Annotated in this window: 11 protein-coding genes; 5 read left to right on the top strand and 6 right to left on the bottom strand. The window is 65.8% G+C overall.

The annotated features are described in order from the left end of the window. Nucleotides 1-174 precede the first annotated feature (174 nt). The 3 genes from D6T64_RS00855 to D6T64_RS00845 all read right to left on the bottom strand — a co-directional run bounded on the left by D6T64_RS00855 (nucleotide 175) and on the right by D6T64_RS00845 (nucleotide 2,355). On the bottom strand, nucleotides 175-1,005 hold the full coding sequence (locus tag D6T64_RS00855) for a PKD domain-containing protein (RefSeq protein ID WP_147364397.1): 831 nt from the start codon (nucleotides 1,003-1,005) through the stop codon (nucleotides 175-177). A 110-nt stretch (nucleotides 1,006-1,115) separates the two neighbouring features. After that, on the bottom strand, nucleotides 1,116-1,685 hold the full coding sequence (locus D6T64_RS00850) for a hypothetical protein (protein ID WP_147364396.1): 570 nt from the start codon (nucleotides 1,683-1,685) through the stop codon (nucleotides 1,116-1,118). A 79-nt stretch (nucleotides 1,686-1,764) separates the two neighbouring features. Then, complete coding sequence (locus D6T64_RS00845) at nucleotides 1,765-2,355, bottom strand: hypothetical protein (protein WP_147364395.1); 591 nt, start codon at nucleotides 2,353-2,355, stop codon at nucleotides 1,765-1,767. Between the two features lie 186 nt (nucleotides 2,356-2,541). On the opposite strand from D6T64_RS00845, the gene D6T64_RS00840 reads away from it, so the two are divergent. Continuing rightward, complete coding sequence (locus D6T64_RS00840) at nucleotides 2,542-3,744, top strand: argininosuccinate synthase (protein ID WP_119970527.1); 1,203 nt, start codon at nucleotides 2,542-2,544, stop codon at nucleotides 3,742-3,744. A gap of 7 nt (nucleotides 3,745-3,751) precedes the next feature. Continuing rightward, nucleotides 3,752-5,188, top strand: coding sequence for an argininosuccinate lyase (gene argH / locus D6T64_RS00835; RefSeq protein ID WP_119970525.1), 1,437 nt, complete (start codon nucleotides 3,752-3,754; stop codon nucleotides 5,186-5,188). Between the two features lie 21 nt (nucleotides 5,189-5,209). On the opposite strand, the gene D6T64_RS00830 is transcribed toward argH, so the two are convergent. Further along, entirely contained in the window at nucleotides 5,210-5,980 is a 771-nt protein-coding gene (locus D6T64_RS00830) for a CPBP family intramembrane glutamic endopeptidase (protein WP_119970523.1), read from the bottom strand. 106 nt (nucleotides 5,981-6,086) lie between these two features. Here D6T64_RS00830 and D6T64_RS00825 point away from each other — a divergent pair, with 106 nt between their 5' ends. Both D6T64_RS00825 and D6T64_RS00820 read left to right on the top strand, forming a co-directional pair. After that, a complete protein-coding gene (locus tag D6T64_RS00825) occupies nucleotides 6,087-6,689 on the top strand; it encodes a DNA-3-methyladenine glycosylase (RefSeq protein WP_119970521.1) in 603 nt (200 codons plus the stop codon). 21 nt (nucleotides 6,690-6,710) lie between these two features. Continuing rightward, the gene (locus D6T64_RS00820) at nucleotides 6,711-7,526 is read left to right on the top strand and encodes a CPBP family intramembrane glutamic endopeptidase (protein WP_119970519.1); all 816 of its coding nucleotides are present in this window, start codon (nucleotides 6,711-6,713) and stop codon (nucleotides 7,524-7,526) included. 6 nt (nucleotides 7,527-7,532) lie between these two features. Here D6T64_RS00820 and D6T64_RS00815 read toward each other — a convergent pair whose 3' ends face one another. Together D6T64_RS00815 and D6T64_RS00810 are read right to left on the bottom strand one after the other, a co-directional pair. After that, nucleotides 7,533-8,156, bottom strand: coding sequence for a hypothetical protein (locus D6T64_RS00815; RefSeq protein ID WP_119970517.1), 624 nt, complete (start codon nucleotides 8,154-8,156; stop codon nucleotides 7,533-7,535). Then, nucleotides 8,153-8,875 carry a DNA-binding protein gene (locus D6T64_RS00810; RefSeq protein WP_119970515.1) on the bottom strand — a complete coding sequence of 241 codons (723 nt, stop codon included), beginning with the start codon at nucleotides 8,873-8,875 and terminating at the stop codon, nucleotides 8,153-8,155. The genes D6T64_RS00815 and D6T64_RS00810 overlap by 4 nt, the downstream gene beginning before the upstream one ends. A 215-nt stretch (nucleotides 8,876-9,090) precedes the next feature. Between D6T64_RS00810 and tyrS the strand changes: the two genes are divergently transcribed. Further along, on the top strand, nucleotides 9,091-10,392 hold the full coding sequence (tyrS, locus tag D6T64_RS00805; RefSeq protein ID WP_119970513.1) for a tyrosine--tRNA ligase: 1,302 nt from the start codon (nucleotides 9,091-9,093) through the stop codon (nucleotides 10,390-10,392). Nucleotides 10,393-11,165: the final 773 nt, after the last annotated feature.

Below are 11,165 nucleotides of genomic sequence, written 5' to 3'. Positions count from 1 at the left end.
CTTCTGGCCCGCCTCGCTGGTTGAGCCGGGCGCGCATGCTGTTGGCGCGCCCGTGTCGAAACCACCGCGAGGCGACTCACGGTCTGAGGGTCGGCTCGCCCGGTTTCGACCAGCGCGCTGCGCGCGCAGGCTCAACCAGCGAGAATGGCCGCTTTGGCTGCTAGCCCTGGCCGCTCACTGGTTGGGGATGGGGTCGTCTTTCGTGTAGCAGCCGATGCCTTCGGGGTCGTCGAGGCAGTTCTTGGCGACGAGGGCGGTGCGCACGATCCAGGCCGTCGCGGTCGTCGGTGCTCCGGGGATGGTGATGGTGCCGTCGACGGGCAGCCAGTCGGATCCGGCGTAGCGGTATTCGGCGCTGTAGGTGACGCTTGGCGTGATCGTGTATTCGCCGGGTTTGTAGGTGTGACTCGTTGCGGTCTCGGAAAACTCTGGCATGTTGAGTTGTTGCCAGGTGGCGCCGCCCGTGGCTGAGCTGCCGGTGGTGCCGTCGCCGTAGTCCCAGGCGTAGCTGATCGGGGTGAAGCGCACGTCGGCGGGCAGGCCGAGCAGGGTCCCGGTTTGTTCGTGAGCGGATGCTCGCGCCACGAAGTTCGTCGCGAGCCCCTTCACCATCCAGCCGTTGGGTTGCATCTGCTGGGTGGGGGCATCCGGGGTGAAGGTGGCGAGGTCGGTGATGCGCATGGCCGGGATGCCCGGAGTCACTACGACGGCGGGGCGGTTCGGGTCGCACGGGTCGCCGGTCATGCATGCCAGAACGAAACGATCTGGTCGGATCTCGACTAGCCCGGGGCCCTTCACAATGCTCTTGATGGGGCGCTGGTCCAGTGGAAGAGTGAGGTCGTCCGTGAGCAGCCAGCGGACGAAAGGATCGACGCGAAGTTTTGTGTGGACTTCGACTGTGGTCTCGGGGGTCTTGGTGGCCTCGACGGCTGGTGTGGTGGCCGTCGCTCCGACCTGGGCCGTGCCGTTTGTTGCATTGGCAAACGTTTTGGGGGGACACGTCACGCCGTACTGCGCCGATTTCGTGCAGTCGATCACACCATGCAGGGTCGCCGGAGGACTTGGTACTGCCGGACCGGCAAGCAAGAACGCAGCCATCGTGATCCAGTGTGCAATCAACAGACGCCTCCGCCATTCCAGAAATCCCGGCCATACAAGACGAGCACGCCTCCCTCGAATTTGAATCGGACTTCGAAGGGAGTCCGACGCGACGTGTCGCCAGCTAGCAGTGACATTCCAGCAGGATCGACCATGTCAACTTCGCTGAGGTCATCACAGAGGTAGACAACAATGTCGGTCTGCTCGACCGTTTGATACCGGGCAGACTGCAACTGCGTGATGACAAACGCCGATGCCCCTACGGTGTGGGCCTGGATATTCTGGAAATCTTGAAACTCTTGGATTTCGACGGGCAGCCGTTCTGCGGCAACATAGGGTTCTATACGTTCGGGCTGCTGGCCACCCGCTTGGAGTATCACGTCGTTCATCTCTTGGTAGGCGGCATAGGCGGCCGTTGCGGCGGCCAGGGCTTCGTCGTTGTTGGCGAAGACCGGGGTGAACGTCTCGGTCGGGGACGGCGCCGAGGTCGGGGGAGCGGGCTCGGGGGTGGCGGCGCATCCGCTCAGTGCACACACGAGAGCCAGAAGGATTAGTTTCGGCAGAATTTCGCGGGATTGTGGGCGCATGCGGTCACCGTAGGGCACTGGGCCCGCCCGTGGGAGTTCTGCACAGGCCCGATATCTCATGTGGGCCGTGTCGGCGCATCTACTCACACCGGGCGGCCCCGAGCAGCGGGCTTTGAGATCCCACGAGGAGGGTGCCCGGATTCGCGGGATCCTGCCAGTCGAAACTCACCACATAAGGGCTTCTGGCGGGGAGTGTCTTGTCCACGATGGACACTCCTGACGTGTTGATGATGTCGGAGCCGGAAACGTCGAGACAGAGCTGAACGACGACCACACCCGAACCCGCGGCCGTGGTCTCGTCCACACTCTGAAGCGTGACGCCATCGAAGGAATTCTGGCCCGCGATCTGCAGGCCGTCTGCCCGAATCTGTAGTGCCTCGGCGATGAGAGCGTCGGCGAACTCCTCGGACGCAACGGTGCGAATCAATTCCGGGTTCGAACCGGGTGTTGAGAAGAGGGCGGCCGCCTGCTCGCTGTATGCGGCGTAGGCCTGGGTCGCAGCGGCCAGCGCGTCTTCGTGAGAGTCGAAGAAAGGAGCAGTGAGTGCGGTTGGCGACGCGGTGGGCGGGGGAGCCGGCTCTGGCGTGGCGGAGCATCCGCTGACGACGAGGGTGGAGGCGACGGCAAGAACCAGAAATTTCGGCCAAGGAACTCGTGAGGAAGGGCGCATGCGGTCACCGTAGGCCGGTGTCGATCGTCCCAGGGAGTTGTCCACAAGCGGCGTCAAGGCCCGCGGGGTGTTAGGGGACGCCGACCAGCTGGCCACCCGACCAGCTGACCCCGCGAACAGGCCCGTGCGAACCGGGCCCCTCCCTCTACCCCGTAAGCTCAAATAGATCAAGATTTAGGGAGAACCATGGCGGAACGTGTTGTACTCGCATACTCGGGTGGTCTGGATACTTCGGTTGGCATCGGCTGGCTGAAGGACGCGACCGGTAAAGAGGTCGTAGCTCTGGCTGTCGACGTTGGACAGGAGGGCGAAGACATGGACGTCATCCGCCAGCGAGCCCTGGACTGCGGAGCGGTTGAATCCATCGTCATCGACGCCAAGGATGAGTTCGCGAACGACTACATCATCCCGACGCTCAAGGCGAACGCCCTCTACCAGAAGCGTTACCCGCTGGTCTCCGCGATCAGCCGCCCGCTCATCGCGAAGTACCTCGCCTCCACGGCCATCGCGCTCGGCGCCGACAGCGTCGCCCACGGCTGCACCGGCAAGGGCAACGATCAGGTTCGCTTCGAATCCGCCGTCGCCGCCCTCGCCCCCGAGCTGACCTCGCTCGCCCCGGTGCGCGACTTCGAGCTCACCCGCGACAAGGCCATCGAATACGCCGCGACGCACAACCTGCCCATTGCGCAGTCGAAGAAGAGCCCGTACTCGATCGACCAGAACGTCTGGGGCCGCGCCGTTGAAACCGGATTCCTCGAAGACCCGTGGAACGCGCCGATCGAAGACCTCTACACCTACACGCAGGACCCGTCGGTCACCCGCGCCCCCACCGAGGTTGTCATCAGCTTCGAGCAGGGCGTGCCCGTTGCCATCGACGGCAAGAAGGTCACCCCGCTGCAGGTCATCCAGCTCATGAACCGCCTCGCCGGCGACCAGGGTGTGGGCCGCATCGACATCGTCGAAGACCGCCTCGTGGGCATCAAGAGCCGCGAAATCTACGAAGCTCCCGCGGGAATGGCCCTCATCGCCGCCCACGAAGAGCTCGAAAACATGACCCTCGAGCGCGACGTCGCCCGCTACAAGCGCGGCGTCGAGAGCAAGTGGGCCGAGCTCGTCTACGACGGCCTCTGGTTCTCCGGGCTCAAGAAGAGCCTTGACGTGTTCATCGAGGACACCCAGAAGTACGTGACCGGCGACATCCGCTTGAAGATGCACGCCGGCAGCGCCGTCGTCACCGGGCGCTCGAGCACCACGAGCCTCTACGACTTCAACCTCGCCACCTACGACACCGGCGACTCCTTCGACCAGACCATGGCCAAGGGATTCATCGAGCTGTGGTCGCTGCCGAGCAAGGTTGCCGCCCGCCGCGACGCCGCCGCCGCGAAGTAGGCCACGAGTGTCGCCTGAGAAAAAGACCAATCGCGCCGGAAAGGCGGGCGCCCTCTGGGGCGGCCGTTTCGCCGGGGGACCGTCGCCGGAACTGGCGCGGCTGAGCAAATCCACGCATTTTGACTGGATGCTTGCCCCTTACGACCTGCAGGGCTCCCGCGCGCACGCCCGGGCCCTCGCCGCGGCGGGTTATCTCACCGACACCGAACTCACCCAGATGGTCGGTGCGCTCGAAGAACTCGAGCGCGCCGTCGTCGCCGGCGAATTTCTGCCGGCCGACGCCGACGAAGACGTGCACTCCGCCCTCGAACGCGGGCTCATCAACATCATCGGCGTCGAAATCGGCGGCAAGCTCCGCGCCGGCCGCAGCCGCAACGATCAGGTCGCGACCCTCGTGCGCATGTGGCTGCGCGACCACCAGGCCACGCTCGCCGCGATGGTCATCGAACTGATCGATGCCCTCGCCGCCCAGGCCGAAGCCCACGAGGACGCCATCATGCCCGGCCGCACCCACCTGCAGCACGCCCAGCCGGTGCTGCTCGCGCACCACCTGCTCGCGCACTGCTGGCCGCTGGTGCGCGACCTCGACCGGTTCGCCGACTGGGGTCGCCGAGCGGATGCCTCCCCCTACGGGTCCGGCGCCCTCGCCGGCAATACCCTCGGCCTCGACGCCGGTCTCGTCGCCGCCGACCTCGGATTCTCCGCGGTCGTCGAGAACTCGATCGACGGCACCGCGAGCCGCGACCTCGTCGCCGAATTCGCGTACATCACGGCCCAGATCGGCATCGACCTGTCCCGCCTGGCCGAGGAGATCATCCTCTGGAACACCAAGGAATTCGGCTTCGTCACCCTTGACGACGGCTATTCCACCGGATCGTCGATCATGCCGCAGAAGAAGAACCCCGACATCGCCGAGCTCGCGCGCGGCAAATCGGGCCGCCTGATCGGCAACCTGACCGGCCTGCTCGCCACGCTCAAAGGCCTGCCGCTCGCGTACAACCGCGACCTGCAGGAGGACAAAGAGCCCGTCCTCGACTCGATCGAGACCCTCGAGGTGCTGCTGCCGGCCTTCACCGGAATGGTCGCGACGCTGCAGTTCCACACCGAACGCATGGCGGAACTGGCCCCGCAGGGCTTTTCCCTGGCGACGGATGTCGCGGAATGGCTCGTCAAACGCCACGTCAGTTTTCGAGACGCGCACGAAATCACGGGTTCGCTCGTGAAATACGCCGAGACCCACAATCTCGACCTGCACGAGGTCGACGACGCGGCGCTGCGGACCATTTCGACGCACCTGGTGCCCGAGGTACGCGAGGTGCTCACCATCCGCGGCTCCGTCGAGAGCCGTGACGGCCTCGGTGGCACTGCCCCGGTGCGGGTCGCCGAGCAGCGCACCGCGCTCGTCGAGCGGGTGCGCGTGCTCGCGATCACCATCGCGGCTTAGCCAGAAGGCTGTCAGCCCCCGTCACGCCGTGGCGGGGGCGCCGGTGACGGCTGGCGTGCGGTCGGTGGGGACCACCGGCATCCGTCTGAGCACACGGTGCAGGTAGACGATGTAGGGCACCAGCACCACGATCATCGCGCCGACGAGAACCGTGTCCCACAGCGGGTCGTGGTTGCTGACGTTTCCGCTGATATTGAACAGGATGTGAAAGAGCACTCCGGGCAGGATGCTGCGGGTGATGGCGACGCAGTAGCCCAGCGCGATGCCGATGGCGATTGCTGCGACGAGTTGAATGAGCTGGTCAGTCGGTGAATATCCGCGCGTCAGGTTTACGAGGTGGCCAAGACCGAAGGTGATGCCGGCGATGTAGATCGCCCGCAACACGGTCTTCTTCTTCAGGATGGCCTGAAACAACAGGCCACGAAAAATCAGTTCCTCCAGGAATCCGACGCCGATCATCAGCACGCAGATGAAGGCGATGGCCCGCGCAGTCAGTTCGGGGTTGAGGCCCTTGCTGTACTGAAAGAACGCCAGCACCAGGAGCGGCAGGTAGTAGGCCGTCAGGCGCAACGAACCGGTCGCGGGCCGGCGGAGACCGTAGAATTCGGTGCGCCGACCGGCGCGCAGATAGCCGAGCAGCACAAGTGAGTAGACGATGACCAGCAGCGCGGTGCCGGAATTCGGGATTCCGAGCGCTTCAGAGACCGCATCACCCACGTTCACGATCAGGATGTAACCGAAGATCCAGATCAGAGCGTGCCAGATCGGCTTGGTGTCCTGCAGTTTCCTCATGGTGCCCGCTTTCTACCTGTACCCAACTCTCATCTCAACCCGGCGAGTAGTGCCGAAGGTCACCCGGCCGCGCCCTGCCGTGCAGAATGAAGGGTGTGAACACGCCATGAGCTTTGACCGCGCGCATCTGGAACGACCCGCACTCGAGGTGGCGCCGCTGCTGCTGGGCGCGGTGCTGACCCGCGACGGCGTCTCGCTCCGGGTGACCGAAGTCGAGGCGTACCTCGGCACCGTCGACCCCGGCTCGCACGCGTTTCGCGGCCCGACCCCGCGCACCGCGCCCATGTTTGGCGCGGCGGGCCACCTCTATGCCTACTTCAGTTACGGAATGCACGTCTGCGCCAACGTGGTCTGCGGGCCTGAGGGGGAGGCATCCGCCCTGCTGCTGCGCGGAGGCGAGATCGTCGAGGGCCTGCCCGAGGCACGGATGCGCCGCCCCACCTCACGCAACGACTCCGACCTCGCCCAGGGCCCGGCCCGTCTCACGAAAGCGCTCGGCATCACCCTGCTCGAAAGCGGCGCCGATCTCGCCGAGGCGCCGTTCCAGCTGACGCTGTCCGACGGGGTTGCACCGTTCCTCGCCGGCCCGCGCACGGGAGTCAGCGGTGCGGGCGGCGGCGCGGAGTACCCGTGGCGGTTCTGGCTGCCGGGCGAGGCATCCGTCTCGCCGTACCGCAAGGCGCCGCGCTTGGTCGGTCGTCGTGTCTGAGCCGGGTCCTATGATCTGAATATGGTCTCCGTGTCGCGGCACCCCGTTGTGACTTTCGTCGTGCTGTCCTACGCGATCTCGTGGGCATTCTGGGTGCCGCTGCTCGCCGACCGGCAGGGTTGGGTCTCGTTCAGCGCGTCGCCATACCTGCACCTCGCCGGCGGACTCGGCCCGGCGATCGCCGCGATTATCGTGACGGCCTTCGTGGCCGGCCGGGTCGGGCTGGCCGACCTCGGCCGCCGCGTGGTGGCGGTGCGCGGCCGGGCGCGTTGGCTGTTGCTCGCCGTACTCGGGCCGCTGGTGTTGTTCGCGATCGCGGTGGTCGTCGCCCGTGTGGTCGACGGTGTGTGGCCCGACGTCAACCGGTTCGGGGCGAGTGTCGAATATGCGGCCCTGCCACTGCTCGTGTTCTGGGCTGCGAACCTGCTCTTCTATGGCTTCGGCGAGGAGATCGGCTGGCGCGGATTTGCCCAACCCACCCTGCAGCGTCGGCATTCAGCGTTGGTCACGGCGCTGATCGTGAGCGCGATGTGGGCCGCCTGGCACCTGCCGCTGTTTGGAATCACGCCCACCTATCGGGCGATGCCCGCCGCCGGTTTCATTGGATTCGCGGTCAGCATTCTCGTGGCATCGCTGGTGTTTGCCTGGCTCTATCTGAAGAGTTCCGGCAGCATCGTGGTCGTGGCGGTGTTCCACGCGGTGTTCGACATCGCGACGACGACCCCCACCTCGACCCCGCTGATACCCACGCTGATGGGTGCGGTCATCACCATCGCGGGCCTGGCCGTGATTCCGAGCCTGCTGAAGTCGCGTCGCCGAGCGCCGACGGTCGCTTAGTCGCTCTTAGCCGCGCGCCATCACGGCGAGTGTCGCGCAGGCGCAGGCCCACGTGAGGCTCGCGAGGGTGCCGATGATGAACCGCTCCCGCGATTCGGGTGCGGCCAGCTCCGTGAACCGGCCGACGCCCTTGATCGCCACAATGACGGCGATGCCCTCGGGAAACCCGGCCAGAATCGAACCGGCCACGGCGAGGCGCTCGAGAATTCCAATGGTGAGCCCGCCGCGCAGCACCTCGTGGGTGATCGGCACGCCGTTGTCGTCGACGGCGGGCGTCGCGGAAACCGAGCTCAGGGTGGGCGAGCCCACCAGGATCCCGCCGTGGGCACCTGGCGCTACGGTGTTCTTCGTCGCGAGGGTGAGTGCGAGCACGGCGATCGGTCCGCCGCCGACCACGGCGAGAGCCACGGTGAGCAGGCTCAGCAGAGCGCCGGCGCCGCCGACCCCGGCCTGGGTGGGAATCGCCGCGATGAACAACGCCGCCGCGAGAGCCCCGGCCGAGATGATCGCGAACAGCTGCCGCTGCAGCCTGAAGGCCATCACCGCGAAGACGAGTGAACAGATGGTCACGAGCAGCAGGAGTGGCGCGTAGAGCAAGCCCAGAAAGTCGAGGGGGGAGTAGAAGTTCATGCAGCAGGGTCCGTTTCGCTCGTGGCGCGGTCGAGATTCTCTAGCAGCCTAACGAGTGCCGGGCGGGCGGCTTCATCGACCCTCCAGAGTGCGCTCTTCACACGCTGGCTGACCGCTGCCGTCGAGATGCCGAGGATGCCGGCGATTTCGACCTGCGGAAGCCCCTGTTCCAGCAGGTCGGTGGCTTCCCAGCCCTCGATGGACCGGCGTTGGCGCAACAGCAACAGCATCGCGAGCAGCGCCTCGACATCGACGGCGTCGAGTTGTTCGACCGCGGGCCGGGTCGGCGATCCCAGGGCGGGACGCTCGGGAGTGCGCGCGCCGGGGTCGGCGTCGAGCGGCTCGGGGGGGCTGACCGCGTCAGCGACGGATGCCTCCACGTTCAGGGCGAAGCGGGCATCCGTCTTCTTGGCCCGGGTGACGGCGGTGCGGGCGGCGATGAACGCGCCGCCGGTGGCCTGCCGGGTGGCAAGGGGGAGCGGGGTACGCACCGAGCCGACCCCGAGTCCGATGCTCCAGAAGCCGGACCGATGCAGGGCAAGAATGGTCGTGAGAGCGGAGCGGGCGTTCGGCATCAGAATCTGGATCTCGTCGCCCGAGGTCTGGTCGGCCGGCAGCGAGAAGGCCTGGCCGAGGTCGGCGGTGAGCTGGGCGATCATCTCGCCGGCGCGGTCACGATCGTTGCGGCTGTCGATCTGGTCGGCGGTGATCACGAACATACGGTCATCACAAACATACGGTCATCACAAACATACGGTCATCACAAACATACGGGTGCATCCATAGAAATAAGTCTCTAACCTAAAGTGCTATAAGTAAAGCCTGTGGCCTAAAGTCTCCTGCAGTGAGGCCACACGCTTAGCAATTTACGGTACACGCGCCCGGCCATGCGCCCGGTAACTTCGTCGAAGAACGCCGCTGGTAATCTGGACCGGTGTCAGATCCCGCGATCCTCTCCCAGCAGTCCAATGATTCCTCCTTCGACGACGTCTGGGAGGAAATCGTGTGGCGTGGCCTCGTGCACGTGTCAACCGACGCCGCCGAGCTGAAGGAACTGCTCGCCGGGCCGCCGATCACCTACTACTGCGGCTTCGACCCGACCGCACCGAGCCTGCACCTTGGCAACCTGGTGCAGATTCTGCTGATGCGCCGCCTGCAACTTGCCGGCCATCATCCGCTCGGGCTCGTCGGTGGTTCGACCGGCCTGATCGGTGACCCGCGCCCGACCGCCGAGCGCACGCTGACCCCGGCCGACACCGTTGCCGAGTGGGTGGGCTACCTGCAGGCCCAAGTCTCGCGTTTTCTGAGCGCCGAGGGTGACAACGCCGTCACGATGGTGAACAACCTCGACTGGACCGCCCCGCTTTCGGCGATCGACTTTCTGCGGGAGATCGGCAAGTACTTCCGGGTGGGCACGATGCTGAAGAAGGATGCCGTCAGCGCCCGCCTCAACTCCGACGCGGGTATCAGCTACACCGAGTTCAGTTACCAGATTCTGCAGGGCCTCGACTACCTCGAGCTGCACCGCACGTACAACTGCATGCTGCAGACCGGGGGCAGCGACCAGTGGGGCAACCTCACGAGCGGCACCGACCTGGTGCGGCGCGCCGAGGGTGACACCGTGCACGCGATCGGCACGCCACTGATCACCAACAGCGACGGCACCAAGTTCGGCAAGAGTGAGGGCAACGCCATCTGGCTCGACCCGAAGCTGACGAGCCCCTACGCCTTTTACCAGTTCTGGGTGAACACCGACGATGCCGACGTGATTTTTCGCCTGCAGGTTTTCACCTTCCTCAGTCGCGTGGAGATCGAACGTCTCGCCGACCTGGTGGCGACCGAGCCGTTCCGCCGCGAAGCGCAACGCACCTTGGCGTACGAGGTCACGAGTCTCGTGCACGGGGTGCCGGCGACGGATGCTGCGATCCACGCTGCCGAGGCCCTCTTCGGCCAAGGCGACCTGGCCGATCTCGACCCGTCGACCCTCGAAGCGGCGCTGCGCGAACTGCCCAACACCACCACCACCCCGAACGCTGCCATCATCCAACTGCTCGTGGACACCGGTCTCACCACGAGTCTGGGCGAGGCCCGCCGTGCCGTGAAGCAGGGCGGGGTGTACCTGAACAATGCCAAGGTCACCAGCGAGGACGCCACCATCGAGGGGTCCACACTGGCCGGGGGAGTAGCCGTGCTGCGCCGCGGCAAGAAGACGCTGGCCGGAGTCTTCGTTCAGTAGCCTCGGCAATCTCTTCCTCTCTCCCTCTCCCTCTCCCGATCCGCTTTCCGCGCGGGCCGGCCGGCATAACTCCTGCAATCTGGCGCTCGGTGGCAGCCTCGCCCAATGTTTTGCTGGGCGGTGTCGGGCCAACGGTGTGGATTGCAGGAGTTATGAAGCGCTCTGGTCGGGTAGGAGGGGGAGAACCTTGCTGGTTGAAATTTCGACAGGCTCAATCCAGCGGATTTCGACAGGCTCAATCCAGTGGATTTCGACGGGCTCAATCCGGCGGCCTGCGCGCGGAGCGCGCTGGTCGACACCGCGTAGGCCGGCCCTCGGACTGTAGGTCGGCTCGCTGTGGTTTCGACCGCTCCTCCGTCGCGGCTCAACCAGCGGGACGGTAAACATCTCGCTGGTTGAACCTGCGCACGTGGCGCGCTGGTCGAAACAGCGCGCTGGTCCATCTCGCTGGTTGAGCCTGCGCGCGTAGCGCGCTGGTCGAAACCGGGTGGGTCGATCCTCGGACCGGGGTGCGCGTTCGTTTAGGCCGCGCGGGGGCGTGGCGCCCGCTCCTCGCTCAGACAGTGGCGAGTGGGGACTCCCGCATAAAGCGCGCGGGGATCCCAACTCGCCACAACTCGCCCCTCCGCGGGCGCCACGGCCCCGCGCTCTTGAGTCCTCGTGTTGGGTGGGGTCCGGGCGACACGCCCGGGGTGCGGCTTGTAATTGACCGTTGGTCGGGGGGTGCGTAATGTAATCACACGTACCCCACAGGTTCGGAAAGCTGTTCAGCT

The organism is Cryobacterium melibiosiphilum (assembly GCF_003602235.1).
In the GTDB taxonomy this organism is placed as follows: Bacteria; Actinomycetota; Actinomycetes; order Actinomycetales; family Microbacteriaceae; genus Cryobacterium; species Cryobacterium melibiosiphilum.
The sequence above is the reverse complement of the archived record's forward strand: the minus strand, read 5'-3'. Positions and strand labels throughout refer to the sequence as shown.

Excerpts from the sequence above, each read along its gene's own strand:
- D6T64_RS00830 (WP_119970523.1), bottom strand. The coding sequence starts at position 5,980 with ATGAGGAAACTGCAGGACACCAAGCCGATCTGGCACGCTCTGATCTGG.
- D6T64_RS00815 (WP_119970517.1), bottom strand. The coding sequence starts at position 8,156 with ATGAACTTCTACTCCCCCCTCGACTTTCTGGGCTTGCTCTACGCGCCA.
- D6T64_RS00810 (WP_119970515.1), bottom strand. The coding sequence starts at position 8,875 with ATGTTCGTGATCACCGCCGACCAGATCGACAGCCGCAACGATCGTGAC.
- D6T64_RS00850 (WP_147364396.1), bottom strand. The coding sequence starts at position 1,685 with ATGCGCCCACAATCCCGCGAAATTCTGCCGAAACTAATCCTTCTGGCT.
- D6T64_RS00845 (WP_147364395.1), bottom strand. The coding sequence starts at position 2,355 with ATGCGCCCTTCCTCACGAGTTCCTTGGCCGAAATTTCTGGTTCTTGCC.
- D6T64_RS00840 (WP_119970527.1), top strand. The coding sequence starts at position 2,542 with ATGGCGGAACGTGTTGTACTCGCATACTCGGGTGGTCTGGATACTTCG.
- D6T64_RS00825 (WP_119970521.1), top strand. The coding sequence starts at position 6,087 with ATGAGCTTTGACCGCGCGCATCTGGAACGACCCGCACTCGAGGTGGCG.
- D6T64_RS00820 (WP_119970519.1), top strand. The coding sequence starts at position 6,711 with ATGGTCTCCGTGTCGCGGCACCCCGTTGTGACTTTCGTCGTGCTGTCC.